This is a genomic window from Gordonia sp. i37, from assembly GCF_002043085.1.
Classification (GTDB): Bacteria; Actinomycetota; Actinomycetes; order Mycobacteriales; family Mycobacteriaceae; genus Gordonia; species Gordonia polyisoprenivorans.
In genome coordinates this window covers 1-18,441 of the sequence record NZ_MVPX01000494.1, presented here as the reverse complement: position 1 = coordinate 18,441, position 18,441 = coordinate 1, and the positions used below count along the sequence as shown (strand labels likewise).

Below are 18,441 nucleotides of genomic sequence, written 5' to 3'. Positions count from 1 at the left end.
TCGTTGTCGTTCAGAAGGTTCGGCGCTTCTGCGCTACTCTCGGCGAATTGATTCGGGGTCGGGATGGGGTTCCCTGGGGGCGCGAAAGATGATGGATCGTCGATCGTTTATGCGGTTGACCGCTGCCGGAGTCACAGCTGCCGGCGTCTCGGCGACCGTCGGTGCGGGGCGCAGCGCGGCGCTACCTGCGGCACACGGCAGATACGAATCGCTGGTGCCGGAGATCTTTCGGCCGGTCACCCCGCCCCGTCAACACTCCGAGGCGATCGTCATCGGCTCCGGGTTCGGCGGCTCGGTCAGCGCACTTCGACTGGCGGAGGCCGGGATTCAAACGACCGTGCTCGAACGCGGATCGCGGTGGCCACACGACCCGTGGCGCAAGATCTTCGGATGGGACGGCCGGATGCTGTGGCACGCCCAACGATCCCTTGCCGAGCGATCCGCCTCGTCGGCGCTCACGGTGCCCGCGTACGCCGAGACCCTCGGCGCGATGGCCGCCGTCGACGACTTCGGCGGGATCTTCGAGATCAGCTGGCACAACAACTCGGCCATCATGTGCGGTGCGGCGGTCGGCGGCGGATCGGTGGTCTACATCGGCATCACCGCCGAGTCCAAGCGCGACCCGTTCAACCAGGTGTTCAAGGGCGTCGTCGACTACGACGACATGGCCACCACCTGGTACCCGAAGGCTCTGGCAGGACTCGGAGCGACGGTGGTACCGCCGGATGTGTATCGCGATCACAGCTTCAGCAACTGCCGAGACTTCTGGCGCATCGGCCAGAAAGCCGGATATGCACCATATTTCGTTCCCGGCAACTGGCGGTGGAACGTTGTGCGGGACGAGATCGCCGGTCGCGCCGCACCGATGGCCACCAGCAGCGCGCTCGCCAACTCCAATGGCTCCCTCAACTCGCTGACCTACAGCTATCTCCCCCGCGCCGAGGCCACCGGCAAGGCGACAATTCATCCGCGCCATCAGGTCAACGACATCCACGTCGAACCGACAGGGCGGTTCGCCCTCGACGTCGACTACGTCAGCCCGTACGGCGACGTCCTCACCAGGCGGACCCTGACGACCGACCGCCTCGTCCTCGCAGCCGGATGCCTTGGAACCAACAGACTGCTGGTGCGTGCCCGCGACACCGGAACATTGCCGAACCTCAACGAACACATCGGAACCGGCTGGGGCAACAACGGCAACGGCAACATCGACATCGCAGTCAGGGGCAGTCGTAAGGATCAGCAGTCGGCCGTCGGTGCCGCCGGATTCTTCGACACCACCGAGCAGTTCGCCCGGGTGATGGTCAACAGCACCTTCTCTCTCGGACCACTGGATTCCGCTGCCGCAGCGATGAACACCTCGGCGATCAAGATGGGCATCACGTCGGTCGATCCGACCCGCGGAACCTTTCGCTACCACCGAGATTCGCAACAGGTCATCCTCGACTGGCCGGCCGGTGGCAACGGCGGCGTCGCGGAGAACTGCGAACGGATCGGTCACGTGATGGCGCGGCACGCCGACTTCCCGGTCGATGCGGTGGTCTACGAGCCCGACCTGACCTGGGCGCACTGCATGGGCGGAGCCACCCTGGGGACGGCGTGCGACGCCTACGGCCGCGTCCACGGATACCGGAACCTCTACGTCAATGACGGCGCCATGCTGCCCGGCTCGGCCGGTGCGTCCAACCCGTCGCTGACCATCACCGCCGTTGCCGAACGCAACATCGCCACGATCATCGCCGACGGCGGCTAAGCTCGCCGGGGGCGTCGCAGCGGCGCCGCGAATCGACGGCGGGGGCGACATGGAAGTCCGAGACAGGTTGCGCGCTTTCGCGGCGACCATACCCAAAAGGGTCAACCGCAACGCACACCTCAACACGCAACCGTTCGATCCGGCGACCCCGATGCGCACCCCGTCCGGCCGACGCCGCAACTGGGCGCATTACGGCGTGATGATTCCTGATCTGCCGGAACCGCACCGAACGTTCGGGGTCATGGCGATAGTGGGTTCGCCAGGGGTACGAATATTCGCCAACAACCACGCCATCGTCACCACCCCCGAGGACACCGCGTACACCGTGTCGGCCACCGCGGCGATGACGAGCCGCCAGTTCTTCACCCAATCCATTGCTGCGGAATGCGATTTCCGCCCGGACGGCAGTCACCTGCGGTTCGGATCAGAACTGACGATGCGCGGACGCTATCCGCATTTCACAGTCCACCGCTCCCACGACGAAGTCGATGTCGATGTCGACATCACCGCCACCGCGTCGGCCTCCTATTTCGCCAATATTCCAGGGATCTATCAGCATTGGAGTCTCCTCGCGCGGTACAGCGGCACCGTCAGCCACCGAGGAACACGCGAACCGATCGACGGACTGTGCACCGTCGAGTACGCCACGGGCGTGGGCGTTCACAGCCTGCTCGCGAATACCCGGCGAACACTGCCCGCGACGTTCTTCACCTACCATGTGCTCAACGTCGACGCCGTCACACAGGTCCTGTTCGTCACGTTGCTCGGGCCCGCCGACATCATCATTCAACAGGCGGTGTATGTCCGGACGGTGGAGGCCGCCGGGTCGGAGGTCTACACGGCCGGCATCGATTTCCGGGTCGATCGCCACGAGCCCGAACCACGGGTCACGCCCGACGGCAGGTGCATGCGGCTACCGCAATCTCTGTCGTGGAGTCTGACCGATTCGGAGGGGCGGACCATCATCAGCATCCACGGCGCGGTCGACGACCTCGTTTACGGCCTCGGTGCGGGATACGTCGGCAATTACGAATATCACGGCAGTTTCGGCGGCCGACCAATCGCCGGCCGAGCGTATCTGGAGTATGTCGATTGCCGATGACGCGTCCGCACCACTCGGCGTCACAAGTCCGATGCGTAGACGAACCCGTCCGGATCGGTGAACGTGGCTGTGCCGGTGAACAACCGGATGCGATGTGCGCCCTCGCCTTCCGGGTGGACGCCGGCGTCCTTGGCGGCGGCCTTGCGCCCGTAGAGGGCGAGCGTGATCGGTCCGCCGGCGAACTCGACATACTTGCGGCCGAACGACTTGGCGACCTCGAAGCCGTGGTCGGTGTAGAACGCCTTGGACGTCGCAATGTCTCCGGCGCCGATCAACATCACGACGTCCTCGACCGTCCGCAGCGGTGCGCCGGTGTTCTTCTTCGACGACGAGGCGATCTTCCAGATCGCGCCATCCGGCGTGCGCAGGACACCGCCGTATCCCCAGAAGGAGCGCCGTGCTGGTTTGAGGAGCTCGGCACCGGCATCGAGTGCCGGGTCGATGAAAGAGTCGACGACCGCCGGCTCGGCGACGACGAGGGAGAGCACGAACCCACGGAACCCGGTGGTCGGCTCGTCGCTGTGGTGCAGACGAAGCCGATCACCGAGTCCGAAGGCCTTGTCGTAGAACGCTTTGGCGTCTCCGGGATCGGTGGCGCCGAGGGACAGGGAATCGATGGTTGTGGTCATGTCCTCACGGTAGGACCGGTGACCGCACCCAGGCTTCTCGATTCCTGACCGGTTTTCCGACGTCTCCTATCAAAGCGGCAAGAGGATGTCCTTCACCTGCGGATCGGTGCGCAGGTAATTCTGGACGGCGGGATCCTTGAAAGCGGCGACCAGCTTCTTGATGTTGTCGGCGTCCTTCCACTTCGACCCGATGGTCAGCTGCCCGGCGAATTCGTCGGGCGCAGGCGGCGAGAAGATCTGCTTGGCGATGTCGATGTCGGCGGCGAGGTAGTACTCGGTGTAGCCGACGGTGGCGTCGAGGTCGGGCAACGCACGCGACTGTGCGGCGAAGTCGAGCAACTTGAACTGCAGGTTCTTCGGATTCGTCGCGATGTCGTCCTGCGTGGCCTTCCACTTGTCCACCCCCGGCTTCAGGGTGATCAGACCGGCCCGCTCGAGCAGCCACAGGCCCTGCGCTTCGTTCGCGGGGTCGGAGTACAGCGACACCGTGCCGTTCTGCGGGATCTGTGCGGGCGAGGTGTACTTGTCCGACCAGATACCGAATCCCCAGCGGAACACCGGAGTTGCGGCCTCCTCCTGGAAGTCGGGGTTCGCGTCGAGCACCTGCGAGAGCCAGAGGCGATGCTGGTAGATGGTGCCCGCCACCTCACCGTCACTGACCGCCCGGTTCAGCGTCGTGGAGTCCGAGAGTCCCTTGAACGCCACGGTGATCCCATAGCGGGGTGCGACATTCTTCGACACGAAGTCGACGAGCGCTTCCTCGGCGGCGTTGCCCTCGGCGGTCACGACCGTCAGCGTCGCTCCGGGAGTGTCGTTGGCGGACTTGGTATCCGATCCGGCGAAGCGCCAGCCGATGATCGCTGCGATGACGACGACAACCACTCCGATCGCGGCGTAGATCGGCCACCGACGCCGGGTGCGCAGTTCGATGTCACCGCCCGGTGGTGGTGGCGAGGAATCGGTGGAGTCGATCTGGGGTCCGGTGGTCTGCGACATGGGGTATCGCCCTTCGTGTGGGTGTGGGTGTGGGCTGAGCAGGGGAGCGGGATGGGTCAGACTTTGGTGCGAGCGGATCGATCGGTGCGAATGGTTCTGCTGCGCAGGGACTTCTCCGGTGTGAGATGCCGGACGAGGCCGTCGCCGATCACCTGGATCAACGCGACGACGACGATGAGGGTGACGATCGTCGCGATCATCACGCCGTGATCGAAACGCTGATAGCCGTAGGTGACCGCGACATATCCCAGGCCGCCCGCGCCGATGGTGCCGGCGATCGTGGAGTACTCGATCATCGCGATCGTGTTGATCGTGAGGCCGCCGACGATGTTGGGAAGGGCCTCGGGAATCTGTGCGGTCCAGATTATCTGGGCGTTCGACCCGCCCGATGCCTTGGCCACCTCCACCACAGAGGTGGGTACCGAGCGCAATGAATTCTCGACGATGCGGGTGAAGAAGGCGATCCCGGCGATCGACATCGGGACGACTGCGGCCGGGATCCCGATGTTGGTGCCGGTGAGCAGACGGGTGAACGGGATGATCGCCGTCATCAGGACGAGGAACGGCAGTGACCGTCCGATGCTGATCACCCAGGACAGCGGCGTGTGCAGGGACCGGTTCTCGAACAATCCGCCCGGGGCGAGGTTGTGGATCAGCGCACCGAGCGGCACCCCGACGACCAACACGATCACCATCACGATGCTCACCATGAGGACGGTGTCGACGAAGGCCGGGATCAGCAGCGACGGAATCTCGTTGACCGGCAAGGTGATCGCCGCCAGATGACTGGTCGCGCTCATACCGTGGCCTCCTGGGAACGTGCGCCTGCGCCGACGGTGATCCCGTAGGTGGCGGCCTCGGCGGCAAAGGCGTCGAGCGAGTGGTTCTCGACGGAGACGGTGAGCTCGCCCGCGGTGACGCCGTCGACGCTTTGGATGTTGGCGCCGAGCACACCGACGGTGGTACCGATCGTGCTCGACACCCGTGCGATCCAGTCCGGTGGTACGGCCGCCGAGTTGTAGGTCACCTCGACGCTGCTGCGGCCGGGCGCGGCGGGGGCGGCGGTTCCGTGTGGGCGCAACGCCTTTCCCAGTACCGAGTCGGGGTCGAGGACGAGATCTGCCACCGCCCCCTGCTCTACGATGCGCCCATGATCGAGGCGACCGGCGCGGTCGGCGATTCGCGTGATGACATCCATCTCGTGGGTGATGAACACCACGGCCAAGCCCAGCTCGTCGCGGACATCGCCGAGGAGGTTCAAGAATGACGTCGTCGCCTGCGGGTCGAGACCAGAGGTCGCCTCGTCGGAGAGCAACACCGCGGGTTTGAGCGCCAGCGCGCGAGCGATTCCCACGCGTTGCCGCTGCCCGCCGGAGAGCTGATGGGGATAGAGATCGGCGCGGTCGGCCATGCCGACGCGATCGAGCAACTCGCCCACCCGCGTACGGATGGAGGCCTTGGTCGCGCCGAGATACTCGAGGGGGAGCGCGACGTTCTCGGCTGCGGTTCTGCGTGACAACAGATTCGCCGATTGGAAGACGGTTCCGATACGTCGCCGCGCGGCCCGCAAGGCGCCGGCGTCGAGATGGGCGAGGTTCTCGCCGTTGACGATCACCTCACCGGAGGTGGGCCGCTGCAACAGATTCAGGCATTGGGTCAGCGTGGACTTGCCCGCACCGGACGGGCCGACGACGGCGAAGATCTCGCCCCCGGACACGGAGAAGGTCACGTCGTCGAGGACGGTCACCGGTCCCGAGTGCGTGGTGAAGACCTTGTGGAGATGGGAGACCTCGATCATGGGCGATCGGGCTCACTGCGTGGACGTTCTGGCACCAGGAGATCCTGACGACCCCGACACGTGAGGACCATCATTGCGCGCACTGCGCGCAAAACCGACGGGGCGGACGTTTCGGAATCGGCGCCGTCCACCTCGGGGCGGCGGTCTACCCTCGCCCGCATGCATGACTACACGGGGGAGAAGGTCGCTGCGAACTACTGGCGCGGCGCAGAAGCGGTCGGAGGCAAGCTCCGCTTCGACGAGACCGGCATGACATTCGACTCGCACAGGTTCAACGTCCAGACGGGGAGCACCCGCATCGAGTACCGGGACATCGCCGGACTCACGAGGTACCGGACGCTCGGACTGATGAACAACGGCCTCACCGTCCGCGCCAAGGACGGGACCGCACACAGGTTCGTGCTCAACCGCCGCGGTCGTGTCATCGAGTTCCTGACCAGCCGGATCACTCCCGGCTGAGCACATATGCGCAATCGGCCATGAGGGCGTAGTACGGAGGGGGGACCGAGACCGTACGAAAGGTGATGCCAGATGAAGGCCGTCCAGATGATCAAGCCCGGTGCCGAGCCCGAACTCCGTGAGGTGAGCAAGCCGGCGCCCGGCCCCGGGCAGGTACTGCTCAAGGTCACCGCAGCGGGCGCCTGCCACTCCGACGACTTCGTTCTCAACATGCCGGCGGAGAACTTCCCGTATCCCCTGCCGATGACCCTCGGTCATGAAGGGGTCGGCGTCGTTGCCGAAGTGGGACAGGGGGTCTCGTCGGTGACCGAGGGTAGCGCCGTCGCGGTCTACGGCCCGTGGGGATGTGGGGTGTGTCACTTCTGTGCTCGAGGGCTGGAGAACTACTGTTCGCGCGCAATCGAATTGGGGATCACGCCGCCCGGACTGGGTACCGATGGCGCGATGGCCGAGTACCTCATCGTCGACGACGCCCGGCATCTCGTTCCGATCGGTGACCTGGATCCGGTGACCACCGTCCCGCTCACCGACGCCGGCCTGACGCCGTATCACGCGATCAAGCCGTCGCTGAGCAAGCTCGTCGGTGGCACGACGGCCGTGGTGATCGGTTCCGGCGGACTCGGTCACGTCGCGATCCAGATGCTGCGTCACCTCACCACCTCCCGGATCATCGCGCTCGACGTGACCGAGGAGAAGCTCGCCTTCGCCAAGGAGGTTGGCGCGCATGAGGCAGTGCTCAGTGACGCCGATGCCATCGCCAATGTCCGCAAGATCACCGGAAGTGATGGTGCCACCGCAGTATTCGACTTCGTCGGATATCAGCCGACCATCGACACCGCGATGGGTGTGGTCGGCGCGATGGGTGATGTGACCATCGTCGGACTCGGAGACGGGGTGGCCACGGCCAAGGTGGGCATTTTCGCCCAGCCCTACGAGGTGTCGGTGCGTGCCCCCTACTGGGGTGCCCGTGATGAACTCATGGAGGTGCTCGACCTGGCGCGCGACGGTGTGCTCGATGTTGCGGTGGAGCGCTTCACCCTCGACGACGCCCTCGATGCCTACCGCAAGCTCGCGGCGAACGATCTGCGCGGGCGTGCCGTGGTGGTCCCGGAGTAGCGGGGGAGCCCGGGGTAACAGGGGAGTTCAGGGCACCCGCACCACACCGATACCGGCTCGCTCGAAAGGTTCGAGCTGGTCATCGGTGGCGGAGGTGTCGGTGACCAGCACGGCATCCGGCGGTATCGGCGCCCAGGCATGAAAGGGCCGCTTCCCGAGCTTGTCGGCATGGGCGAGGATGTACACCTCGCCACAACGGCTCATCATGATCTCCTTGAGTCGCGTCTGGTCGAGCGCAGCCTCACAGATACCGCGGTCGGCGGCCACCGCGTCGGCTCCGAGGAATCCACGGTCGAAGGTGACGCGCTCGAGGGCGGCCTCGGCGAGCGGGCCGACGAACCCCTGGCTGAGGTGCCGGAGAGTGCCGCCGATGCACTCGACGTGCACGTTGTCGGCGTCGGCCAGCGCCTCCAGCGCCGTCAGCCCCGCGGCAAAAGCGATGAGATCGGTGACATCGCTGAGGAATTCGCCCATCGCGCCGACCGTCGTGCCGGCGTCGAGCAGGATCGTCTCACCGGAACCCACCTGCTGTGCAGCCCATTTGGCGATCGCGCGCTTGGCCTCGTATCCCTCGGAAGCGCGCTGATGGATCGACGACTCCGGGTGGGGAGTCAAGGCCATCGCACCGCCGAGGGTGCGGGCGATCAGTCCCTGCGAGGTGAGCAGTCCCAGGTCGCGGCGGATGGTCGACGGTGTGACACCGAACTGCGCCGACAACTCGTCGACGCTGGCCAGGCCGCTGGAGCGGGCCAGCCGAACGATCTCTTCGCGTCGCGACTGCGAACTGCGCATCTCGTGAGTTCTCCTATCGTGCGGCCGTGGTGCTGTGTGCGAGTCCGGCCGCCTGACGAAGGGCTTCGACCATGCTACCCGCCTCGGCCACGCCCTTTCCGGCGATGTCGAAGGCCGTGCCGTGGTCGACCGAGGTGCGGATGACCGGAAGGCCCACAGTGATGTTGACGCCTGCTTCGATTCCGAGAACCTTGACCGGCCCGTGGCCCTGGTCGTGGTACATCGCGACGATCAAGTCGTAGTCGCCGCGCCCGGCGAGGAAGAATGCGGTGTCGGCCGGGAGGGGCCCGACGGCATCGATTCCATCGGCGGTGAGCCGCTCGATGGCCGGCACGATCTTGGCGTCTTCTTCTCCGTAGCCGAACAGTCCGTTCTCACCCGCATGCGGATTGATCCCGCACACACCGATTCTCGGGTTCGGGTTGCCGGCCGCGACGAGGGCCTCGTGGCCGCGACGTATCGTCCGTTCCACCAGCCCGGGCTCGATCCGCGCCACGGCGTCGATCAGACCGATGTGGGTGGTGACGTGGATGACCTTGAGCTTCGGTGTCGAGAGCATCATCGACACCTCCTCGGTGCCGGTCAGATCCGCCAGCAGCTCGGTGTGCCCGGGATAGATGTGTCCGGCCGAATGCAGTGCCTCCTTGTTCAGCGGGGCGGTGCAGATCGCCTGGACCCGGCCGGCCACCGCCAATTCGCTTGCCACCCGGATATATTCGTAGGCAGCGTGACCTGCCACCGCGGACAGTTCACCCCACGGCAGGTCTGCGGGAAGCAGATCGAGGTCGATGACGTTGATGCGCCCGGGCGCCGGTACCGCATCCTCGACGGTGTCGACGCGGACGATATCGGCGCTCACACCGAGGATGTCCGCCGCGGCGGCGAGCCGCCCGGCGTCGCCTATCACCACCGTGTTGCAGATCGCCTGGGCCTCGGCCGTCAACAGAGCGCCGACGATCACCTCGGGCCCGATACCCGCGCCGTCTCCCATGGTCAGTGCGACGACGGGCAGGGGCGCGGTTTCGCTCGCGGTCATGATGATTCCTTTGCGTGTAGTGCCGTTGGGTGTAGGGCCTCGGTGTGTGCGGCCTTCGTGTTTGCGGCGTGGTCGGTGGCGGGGGCGAGTAGGTGATCGACGATGGTGGTGAAGCTGTCGGCGTCGCCGAAGCTTCCGGGCCGGGTCACCAGCCGCCGGCCCTCCGGTGTGCAGGACAGCACCGCCCCGTGGTGGATCTCGTGATAGGGCCGGAGCAGTGAAATCCCCAGGGCATCAAGGACTCCACGGGCTGTCTCGCCGCCGGTGAGCACGAGATCGGGGGTGGTGGCGGCCTGCGCGTCGGCGATCACGGCCCCGAGTCGTGACGAGAGGACGCGAGCACGGGCGGCGTCGAGCTCGCCCGACACCGATACGACGGTCACACGATGCTCACGCAGCGACGCGTGCAGCGCGGAGGCCTCGATGGTTCCGGCGAGCAGATCGGCTGCGGGGAGCCGGATGTGACATGCGCCGGCGTCGACGAGCCTGGTGATCTGCTCGCGCGCTGCGGGTGCGGCTGTCCCGGCGACCACCAACACGCGGTCGGTCATCCGGGGCGTCACCGGGCCTCGGTCGATGGGGCCGGATACCGAGGAATCAGAGTGTGGCACTGCAACCCTCGCGACCGCGGCTGCCAGGGCCGCGGTGCCGACCAACTGCGTGCGCGTGTCCGCCGCCGACTGCACGATCGCGTCGAGATCGGCGTCGGTGAGCACGTCGTGGATCGAGATCCGATCCTCGGTCGGTAGGTCGCGTAGCAGCGCCGCGATGGACTCCGGTGGCACACGTGTTTCGGCCGACCAGTGGTCGGTGTGGTGGAGCGGGGTCCCGTCTACATGCAGGACGCCGTCGACGACGAGTCGACCGAGAACCGGAAGACCTGCGGCGACGAGTACCGGCCCACGGTCGGCGAGCGCTCCGACCTCCGCGCGGATGTGTCCGCGCAGCAACGAATCGATCTTCTTCACCAGCACGGCTTCGGTGGGCACGGCGTCCAGTGCCTTACGCAATGTGCGGGCCGCGCAAGCCGGTTCGTTCATCGTTCGCGTGTTCAGGTCGATGACGGTCACCTCCCCGTCGGCCGTGGGCGCACCGTCGGTGAGACGGTCGGCGGTGAGGTGGACCGTCACCGGTCGGCCGGTGCCGAGAAAGGCTGCTGCGCACTCCGCCGCCCCCGACAGGTCATCGGCGAGTACCCAGACATCTTTCGTCACTGTGTCATTGACATCTTTCGCCACTGTGTCATTCACAGCGAGACCCCTCCGCATTGGACGATGGTCTGACCGGTGATGCTCCCGCTGAACGGACCCAGTAGAAAGGCGACGAGCGCTGCCACCTCCTCGGGTTGCACGAGCCGTCCCGACGGCGGAACCCGTACGGGAGTCTCCGCGCGGGCCGGGTCGGTGAGCATGGGTGTCTCGGTGGGGCCGGGCGCCACCACGTTGACGGTGATGCCGCGCTCGATGACCTCGGCGGCCCAGGAGCGCGCCATCCCGGTCAGTGCCGCCTTGGTGGCGGCGTACTGACTCTTGCCGGGGTTGCCGGTCATGGTGCGGCTGCCGATCAACACGATGCGTCCGCCGTCGCGGATACGGGGCGCGAGGGCGTCGACGACGACCTCGGCGGCGGTGACGTGGACACGCCACATCGCCAGTCCGTCGTCGGGATCCAGCGATCCCAGGAATCCCGACCGCTGCAGCCCCGCGGCATGCACGATGGCATCAATGCGCCCGATGCCGGCGAGTGTCTCACGGAGTGCAACGGTGTCGGTGAGATCGGCAGCCAGCCACTCGAAGTGGTCGTCGGTGAGGCCGGGATCGCGTCTGCTGAGACCGATCACGCGCCGGCCGTCGTCGAGCAGGCGCCGTGTGATCGCGGCGCCGATACCCGAACTCGCGCCGGTGACCACGGTCGCCGGCTCCGAGGCGCTCACGTGCGGTACCCGATCCAGTCCGGGCTGATCTCCACGTACTCGATCGCCTGCCGGAACCGCGTGAAGGCCACATGAAAGGTGTTGTTCGCGAACACGATCGACGGGTACGAGAACTCACGGTTGAGTCCGTCACGTGAATTGTTGGACAGGCAGTAGCCATCTCCGTCCTCGATGTCGCGTCGTATCGGCCAGCTCAGGCCGGCGTCGTCGGAGATCGCCAGGGTCATCGGCGCGCGCGGTGCGCCCCAGAATGCCGCTTTCTCAACGGTATCGACCGCCGCTGTCGTCGCTGTCGTCGCCGCTGCCGAGTCGATGATCCCGTCGTCGTCGATCTCGTCGTAGAGCGACTCACGCCGACCGGTGGCCTGCTCTGCCGACGAATGGTTGTAGACCAACGCCAGTCGGTCATCGGGCAGGACGACGAACTGAATCGACGAGTTGTTGTTGGGGAGCTCGATGGGTTCCGGCGCCGACCAGGTCTCGCCGTCATCACGTGAGACGCTGCGGTGAATGCGGTCGGCCCAGCGGCTGCGGTACAACGCGACCAGCATGCCGTCGGACAGCCGCCCGATGTTCATGTGGACGCATCCGATGCTGTCGGGGACCTCGACCTCGCGCCACGATGAGCCGTCGTCGTCGGAGACCATCACGCTGCTGTAATCGTGTTCCCCGGCCCACCGACGACCGGGCACCTTGACGCAGTGGAAGATCGGCAGGAGCAGGCGCCCGCCGGGCAATCGCAGCGGTGGCTGCCGCACGAAGATGCCTCCGGATGCCGTTTCGGGAAGCATCACCTCAGCGGCGCCCCACGTGGTCCCGCCATCTCGTGAGATCCGCCGCAGCACGCGTGCGGTGTCCTGATTGCCGGCGTGCTGTGAGGTCCACATCAGCCAGACCGTCGACGAATCATGCACGTGGAGAATGGGATTCTGCTCCGACCGGGTGGGATCGTCGGAGAGCTGTACCGGCGCCGACCATTCATCGGCATGGGCGCCGCGTCGCGAGAGCCACACGCTGATGTCGGCCACGCCCTCCTGGGTGCCGGCGAACCACACACACGCCAGCGAGCCGTCGGGCAGGATCGCGAGGTTGGCGGCGTGATTCTGGACCTGTGGTGCGGGCAGGAGCACCTCGCGGCGTCCCGATGCGGTGACGTCCGTGTGCGGGTTGCTCACGTGCTGGGTGCTCATGCGTTCGTGCCTTTCAGCGAGACGGTGGCGATCTCGTAGGAATTGGTGGGCCGCAACCGGATATCGCCGACGCGCGACCGGTGGGCCACGACCGCCTTGGGGACGAACGACCACATCATCGGGAAGGTGTCGGCGATCTTGTGCTGGGCGTCGGCGAGCAGTATTGCCCGCCTGCTCGCATCGGGTTCCTCGGAAGCGCGGGTGATCAGCGCGGTGACCTCGGGGAACTGGTACCCGTGATAGGTGTCGCGGGTCTTCTCCTTCTCGGGCGTCCCGGCGTACATGCCCTGCATGATGGTCAGCGCCAAGCCCGTCGGGCTGGGGTAGCCGTTGCCGATCACGTCCCAGTCGCCGCCACGTCCCTGACGCCACGTGGCGATGTCGCCGCCGGGCTCGAACTGCTGCAGTCTGGCTCGTACGCCGACCTTGCCCAGCATTTCGACGACCGACTCCATGATCGAGGTGTCTGCCGCGAATTCGCCTGTCTCCCAGATGATCGTGATGCCGAGGTTGCGCACCCCGAGCTGATCGAGCTCGGAGCGCGCACGGTCGGGGTCGTAGACGAAGCGGCCGGTCTCGACGGCGCCGTCAAGCCTGGTCGGCACCACGCCGAGCGACGGTGCGGCCGAGCCCTGCAGCACATGGTCGAGCAGCGAATCGCCGTCGATCGCATAGGACAGTGCCCGACGCACTCGCGCGTCGGCCATCGGGCTGCCCGGTGGTTTGCGAAAGTTGTAGAACAACTGATTCAGCCGGACGCCGTCGGCGCGTTCGACGGTGATGTCGGAGATACCGGAGATCTGATCGGCGGCGTCGGGGGTGATCGAGTCGATGACGTCGATCTCGCCGCTGCGCAGCGCCACGACGCGGCTCGACTCGTCGGGGATGAACCGCACCTGGATCGAGCCGATCGACGGCCTTGGCCCCCAATAATTCTCGTTGCGGGTCAGCGAATAGTTGCCGGTGCCGCGGTCGGCGGCGGTCACCACGTACGGCCCGGTCCCCACACCGGTTTGCAGATCCTCCGGCACGTTGGCGGCGGCGGGCGTGATCAGCACATTCGACATCAGGTAGTCGAGCACCGGGACCGGTCGGGTGGTGTTGAGGGTGAAGCTGCGATCATCGATCTGCTGCACGGTCGGCCACTCGGGGAAGAATGCCGCCACGAAAGACCCGTCCACCTGGCTGTACATCTTCAGGGCCGTCGAGACGTCGGCGACCTGCACGGGGGTGCCGTCGGAGTAACGGATCCCAGGCCGAAGCCGCACCAGCCATTGCGTCGGTGAGGTCATCCGGAACTCGTCGGCGAGCACGAGTTGCAGCTTGAGGTCGGCGTCGATCTCGGTGAGCGACTGCCGGACCGCCCGCTGGATCGTCAGCGCCGCGTCGTACTGCAGGAGCTTGTTGTCCAGCGAGTTGAGTGATCGGTTGAGCGCGATGCTCAGGGTGGTCGGCCCCGGCGTTCCGGTGGGTGTCGCGCACCCTGACAGCGCGGAGCCCGCAGCCACCCCGACGCCCAGAAGGGCGCCAGTGCGCAGGAATCCCCGACGCGAGAACTGCATGGGGAGAACAGGACCGGTCATCGTCGACCTCCTGAAGGTGTGACCGAGGACATACGACGACTGTAGCCAAGATGCGCACAATGCGCAATTGTTGATCGGTTCTTGCGCATTGCACGCAAAGATGGCATTGTGATCCAAGTAACAGGTTTCCCAGAAAGGTCACCTATGACTCAGCTCTCTGCAGCCGCGCCGGGCCGGCCGACGGCCTCGATCCCGCAGTCGGCGCAGCTCATGCGGGCCCTGCGCGCGCCGATGCCCCGCTACATCCTGCGCCGCCTCGGACAGAGCCTGCTCACCGTCTTCCTGACGTTGACCACGGTGTTCGTGCTGATCCGGATGGCGCCCGGTGATCCCGCCTACTCGATCGCCGGTCCGCTGGCGACGAGTGCGGATCTGGCCAAGATCCGCACAGATCTCGGTCTCGACCAATCGATCTTCGTGCAGTACTGGCGCTATCTCGAAGGCGTCGTCCACCTCGATCTCGGCGAGTCCTACTCGTTCCAGGCACCGGCACTCGACGTGGTTCTCAACCGACTGCCCTACACGATCACGTTGGCGATCTCGGCGATCCTGCTGACCACCGTCGTCTCGGTCCCGCTCGGCATCTGGATGGCGCGTCGCGCCGACACCCGACGTGAACTCGCAGCCAATGCGGTCACCATCGCCGGACAGTCGATGCCCGACTTCTGGACCGGGCTGATGCTGATCACCTTCTTCGCGGTGCTCATCCCGGTCCTGCCGGCGGCCGGTTTCACCACCTGGTCGAGTCTCATCCTCCCGACGATCACCATTGCCGTCATGCAGATCGCGCTGATCGCGCGGATGGTCCGGCGAGAGATGGTGGGCGCCTTCAACTCCCCGTACGTCGTCGTCGGACGCTCACGTGGCGTCTCCGAGCGGGAGCTCATCTGGCGCTATTCGCTGCGCAACTCGGCGATCCCGGTGGTGACCGCCCTCGGCACCCGGTTCGCGTCGATGCTCAACGGCGTCGTCGTGGTCGAGGTGGTCTTCGGCTGGCCCGGCGTCGGATCGCTGGTGGTGCGGGCGCTCGAGACGCGTGACTACCCCCTCATCCAGGCCACCGTGCTCGTCACCGCGGTACTGGCGATCCTCGTCCAACTTCTCGTCGACCTCTGTTATCCGCTGCTCGATCCGCGGGTACGGCTCGGAAAGGGCACCGGAAAATGACCGTTCTCATCGAAGCGCCCGAGCACGAACGACCGAGTCGGGTCACCCCGCACGACGTCGCGCAGGCCGGGGCCACCCGACGGGCCCGCGACAGCCGACTGAAGGTGTGGATGGGTGCGATCGCGGTGCTGATCGTGGTCCTCCCGGTGGCCTTCGCGCGGGTGCTGCCGCTGCCGGACCCCAACCAGACCGATCTCGCGCAGCGACGGTTGCCGCCACTGACCGACGGCCACCTGTTCGGAACCGATCAGCTCGGCCGTGACCTGCTCGCCCGGGTTCTCTACGGCGGCCAGGTGTCGCTGACCATCGGGGTGTTGGCCGTGGTGGTGTCGGGGCTCATCGGCCTGGCCCTCGGGGTGTTCGCCGGATATCGGGGCGGATGGGCCGACACGGTGGTCAGCCGCCTCCTCGAGGCGCAACTCTCGTTGCCGCTGCTGATGATGCTGCTCCTCGTGGTCGCCCTGTTCGGTGCTTCCGTGCCGGTGATCACCTTCGTGATCGCCATCGCCCAGTGGCCCGAGATCGCCCGGTTCACGCGATCGTTGACCCTCGTCGAACGCGAGAAACCGTATGTGGCCGCGGCACGTGTGCTCGGACTGACGAACAACGCGATCGTGTGGCGCCACATCGTGCCCAACATCGTCAAGCAGGTCTCGCTCGTGGTCCTGCTCCTCCTTGCCCAGGCGGTACTTCTCGAGAGTGCCCTGAGCTACCTCGGTGCCGGCCCGCAACGGCCGTTCGCCACCTGGGGCCGGATCATCTCCGACGGACAGGATTACGTGACCACGTCGTGGTGGCTGGTGACCCTGCCCGGCCTGGTGATCGTGCTCCTGGTGGTGGGTGTCAACTTCCTCGGCGACGGACTACGTGACCGAACCGGCGGGCGCGGTCTCATCGGGCGGCTGTCGATGAAGCGAAAGGACGTCTGAGCATGACCATGACCAATCTCCTCGAAGTCGACGATCTGCAGATCGAATTGATCACCGCTACCGGGATCGTGCGCGCCGTCGACGGTGTCTCCTTCGCAATCGCGCCGGGCGAAACCGTCTCGATCATCGGTGAATCCGGCTCCGGCAAGTCGACAACGGCAATGGGAGTCCTCGGACTGCTGCCCGACGACCTCGCCGTCCTGTCCGGATCGGCGCGGTACGAAGACCACGAGATCCTCGGCAACACCGGGCAATTGCGCCGCATCCGGGGCCGCCACATCGCCCTGATCCCCCAGGACCCGATGACCGCGCTGAGCCCGGTCCACACCATCGGCGCCCAACTGCGCGACGCGGTCCGTCACAGCGGGATCACCGGCCGGGCCCGACGCAACGCCCGGGCCGTCGAACTCCTTGAGCAGGTGCGCATTCCACGAGCAAATAGCCAACTCGCGAAGTATCCGCACCAGCTCTCCGGTGGCATGCTCCAGCGCGTGCTCATCGCCGCGGCGCTCGCCGCCGGCCCCGAACTGATCGTCGCCGACGAGCCGACCAGCGCTCTGGACGTCACCGTCCAGGCGAGCATCCTCGACCTGTTGCTCGAACTGCAGGAACGCACCGGCGTGGCGATGCTCATCATCACCCACGATCTCGGTGTGGCACGGCTGATGTCGGACCGCATCTATGTCATGAAGAGCGGGCGATTCGTCGAGAGCGGAGATCCGGAGGATTTGCTGCGCACACCCCAGAGCGGGTACACCAAGAGGCTGCTCGACGCGGTACCGCGGCTCGAGTCGCCCGTCACGGAAGGAGCGGCCCGGTGAGCGAGCCACTGCTGTCCATCACCGACCTGGTGATGGACTACCCGACCCCCGACGGCGTGTTCCGTGCACTCGACCACGTCAGCTTCGACGTCGAGGCCGGTACCACCATGGCAGTCGTCGGCGAATCCGGCTGCGGCAAGTCCACTCTCGCGAAATCGATCGTCCGGCTCCTGACCCCGACCTCGGGACGGATCTGCATCGACGGCGTCGATATCTCCCGGATGTCGGCAAAAGCGCTGCGCCCGTACCGATCCCGAATCCAGATGGTCTTCCAGGATCCCTACGGCTCGTTGGACCCGCACCACACCGCCGTCGACATCGTCGGCGAACCCCTGCGGCTACGCGGGATTCGGTCCCGTCGCGACCGCGAGCGGCGCGCGGCCGAGCTCATCGACCAGGTCGGCCTGCCCTCCACCGCACTGCGGCGCAAACCCGCGGAGTTCTCCGGAGGCCAGCGTCAGCGCATCGGCATAGCGCGCGCGTTGGCCAGCGAACCCGAGCTGCTCGTGTGCGACGAGGCCACCAGCGCGCTCGACGTCTCGGTGCAGGCCCAGGTGCTCGACCTGCTGCGCTACATCAAGCGCCAGCGTCCGATCACCTACCTGTTCATCTCACACAACCTCGGTGTGGTGCGTGAGATCAGCGATCGGGTGGTCGTCATGCGCAGCGGACAACTGGTCGAGATCGGCGACACCGCTGCGGTTCTCACCGATCCCGCCGCGCAGTACACCCGCGAGCTGCGCAACGCAGCGCTCGACCCCACCACGATGGTAGGGATCAAACCCCGCCACCTCGTCTCCCGGCTGCAAGCGGCCACCGCCGACGCCGAGATCCAAGGAGTTCCCGCATGATCGACCTACACCGCACGTCCGCCGTCCTGGGCACGATGACCTTCGGCGACACCGTCGACGCCGATGTGGCGACCACGATGATCGATGCCGCGCTCGACGAGGGCGTCGATCATCTCGACACCGCCAACGTCTACGCCGGCGGAGCATCGGAAGAGATTCTCGGCCAAGCCATCCGGGACCGACGGGACGAGGTGACGATTGCCACCAAGGTCGGTATGCCACACCCGGACGCCGGCGATCACGCACCCCTGTCGGCGGCCGCGATCCGCGATTGTGTGGCGGGGAG

General features: G+C 66.3%; 19 protein-coding genes. 9 read left to right on the top strand and 10 right to left on the bottom strand.

From position 1 onward, the window contains the following. Positions 1-109: 109 nt before the first annotated feature. Together B1964_RS24105 and B1964_RS24100 are read left to right on the top strand one after the other, a co-directional pair. Positions 110-1,753, top strand: a complete 1,644-nt coding sequence (locus tag B1964_RS24105) for a GMC oxidoreductase (RefSeq protein WP_253194164.1) — start codon at positions 110-112, stop codon at positions 1,751-1,753. Between the two features lie 49 nt (positions 1,754-1,802). Then, entirely contained in the window at positions 1,803-2,855 is a 1,053-nt protein-coding gene (locus tag B1964_RS24100; RefSeq protein ID WP_079931578.1) for a DUF6670 family protein, read from the top strand. A 20-nt stretch (positions 2,856-2,875) separates the two neighbouring features. Here B1964_RS24100 and B1964_RS24095 read toward each other — a convergent pair whose 3' ends face one another. The 4 genes from B1964_RS24095 to B1964_RS24080 all read right to left on the bottom strand — a co-directional run bounded on the left by B1964_RS24095 (position 2,876) and on the right by B1964_RS24080 (position 6,278). After that, on the bottom strand, positions 2,876-3,484 hold the full coding sequence (locus B1964_RS24095) for a glyoxalase (protein WP_079931577.1): 609 nt from the start codon (positions 3,482-3,484) through the stop codon (positions 2,876-2,878). A gap of 69 nt (positions 3,485-3,553) precedes the next feature. Next, a complete protein-coding gene (locus B1964_RS24090; RefSeq protein ID WP_079931576.1) occupies positions 3,554-4,480 on the bottom strand; it encodes a MetQ/NlpA family ABC transporter substrate-binding protein in 927 nt (308 codons plus the stop codon). 56 nt (positions 4,481-4,536) lie between these two features. Continuing rightward, complete coding sequence (locus B1964_RS24085) at positions 4,537-5,280, bottom strand: methionine ABC transporter permease (RefSeq protein WP_079931575.1); 744 nt, start codon at positions 5,278-5,280, stop codon at positions 4,537-4,539. Then, positions 5,277-6,278, bottom strand: coding sequence for an ATP-binding cassette domain-containing protein (locus B1964_RS24080; protein WP_079931574.1), 1,002 nt, complete (start codon positions 6,276-6,278; stop codon positions 5,277-5,279). Before B1964_RS24080 ends, B1964_RS24085 begins: the two co-directional genes overlap by 4 nt. Positions 6,279-6,437: 159 nt before the next feature. On the opposite strand from B1964_RS24080, the gene B1964_RS24075 reads away from it, so the two are divergent. Beyond that, on the top strand, positions 6,438-6,737 hold the full coding sequence (locus B1964_RS24075) for a hypothetical protein (protein WP_079931573.1): 300 nt from the start codon (positions 6,438-6,440) through the stop codon (positions 6,735-6,737). A gap of 72 nt (positions 6,738-6,809) precedes the next feature. Beyond that, positions 6,810-7,853, top strand: a complete 1,044-nt coding sequence (locus tag B1964_RS24070; RefSeq protein ID WP_079931572.1) for an NAD(P)-dependent alcohol dehydrogenase — start codon at positions 6,810-6,812, stop codon at positions 7,851-7,853. Between the two features lie 27 nt (positions 7,854-7,880). Here B1964_RS24070 and B1964_RS24065 read toward each other — a convergent pair whose 3' ends face one another. From B1964_RS24065 to B1964_RS24040, 6 genes are read right to left on the bottom strand one after another with little or no spacing between them, the layout of a single operon-like run. Continuing rightward, on the bottom strand, positions 7,881-8,645 hold the full coding sequence (locus B1964_RS24065) for a DeoR/GlpR family DNA-binding transcription regulator (protein ID WP_079931571.1): 765 nt from the start codon (positions 8,643-8,645) through the stop codon (positions 7,881-7,883). Positions 8,646-8,658: 13 nt separating this feature from the next. After that, complete coding sequence (gene pdxA, locus B1964_RS31245; protein WP_079931570.1) at positions 8,659-9,681, bottom strand: 4-hydroxythreonine-4-phosphate dehydrogenase PdxA; 1,023 nt, start codon at positions 9,679-9,681, stop codon at positions 8,659-8,661. Further along, on the bottom strand, positions 9,678-10,895 hold the full coding sequence (locus tag B1964_RS31240; protein ID WP_172398951.1) for a four-carbon acid sugar kinase family protein: 1,218 nt from the start codon (positions 10,893-10,895) through the stop codon (positions 9,678-9,680). Before B1964_RS31240 ends, pdxA begins: the two co-directional genes overlap by 4 nt. A gap of 32 nt (positions 10,896-10,927) precedes the next feature. After that, on the bottom strand, positions 10,928-11,614 hold the full coding sequence (locus B1964_RS24050; RefSeq protein WP_216354280.1) for an SDR family oxidoreductase: 687 nt from the start codon (positions 11,612-11,614) through the stop codon (positions 10,928-10,930). Further along, entirely contained in the window at positions 11,611-12,804 is a 1,194-nt protein-coding gene (locus tag B1964_RS24045; RefSeq protein WP_079931568.1) for an exo-alpha-sialidase, read from the bottom strand. The genes B1964_RS24050 and B1964_RS24045 overlap by 4 nt, the downstream gene beginning before the upstream one ends. Then, positions 12,801-14,387: an ABC transporter substrate-binding protein gene (locus tag B1964_RS24040; protein ID WP_079931567.1), complete on the bottom strand. Its 1,587-nt coding sequence runs from the start codon at positions 14,385-14,387 to the stop codon at positions 12,801-12,803. Before B1964_RS24040 ends, B1964_RS24045 begins: the two co-directional genes overlap by 4 nt. A gap of 231 nt (positions 14,388-14,618) precedes the next feature. On the opposite strand from B1964_RS24040, the gene B1964_RS24035 reads away from it, so the two are divergent. From B1964_RS24035 to B1964_RS24015, 5 genes are all read left to right on the top strand, one after another. Beyond that, on the top strand, positions 14,619-15,554 hold the full coding sequence (locus tag B1964_RS24035; RefSeq protein ID WP_079931586.1) for an ABC transporter permease: 936 nt from the start codon (positions 14,619-14,621) through the stop codon (positions 15,552-15,554). Beyond that, entirely contained in the window at positions 15,551-16,483 is a 933-nt protein-coding gene (locus tag B1964_RS24030; protein ID WP_079931566.1) for an ABC transporter permease, read from the top strand. Before B1964_RS24035 ends, B1964_RS24030 begins: the two co-directional genes overlap by 4 nt. 2 nt (positions 16,484-16,485) lie before the next feature. Then, on the top strand, positions 16,486-17,304 hold the full coding sequence (locus tag B1964_RS24025; RefSeq protein ID WP_253194162.1) for an ABC transporter ATP-binding protein: 819 nt from the start codon (positions 16,486-16,488) through the stop codon (positions 17,302-17,304). Next, entirely contained in the window at positions 17,301-18,155 is an 855-nt protein-coding gene (locus B1964_RS24020) for a dipeptide/oligopeptide/nickel ABC transporter ATP-binding protein (RefSeq protein ID WP_079931565.1), read from the top strand. Before B1964_RS24025 ends, B1964_RS24020 begins: the two co-directional genes overlap by 4 nt. Continuing rightward, the coding region (locus tag B1964_RS24015) for an aldo/keto reductase (RefSeq protein ID WP_139765849.1) at positions 18,152-18,441 on the top strand (290 nt) is incomplete at its 3' end. The genes B1964_RS24020 and B1964_RS24015, both read left to right, overlap by 4 nt.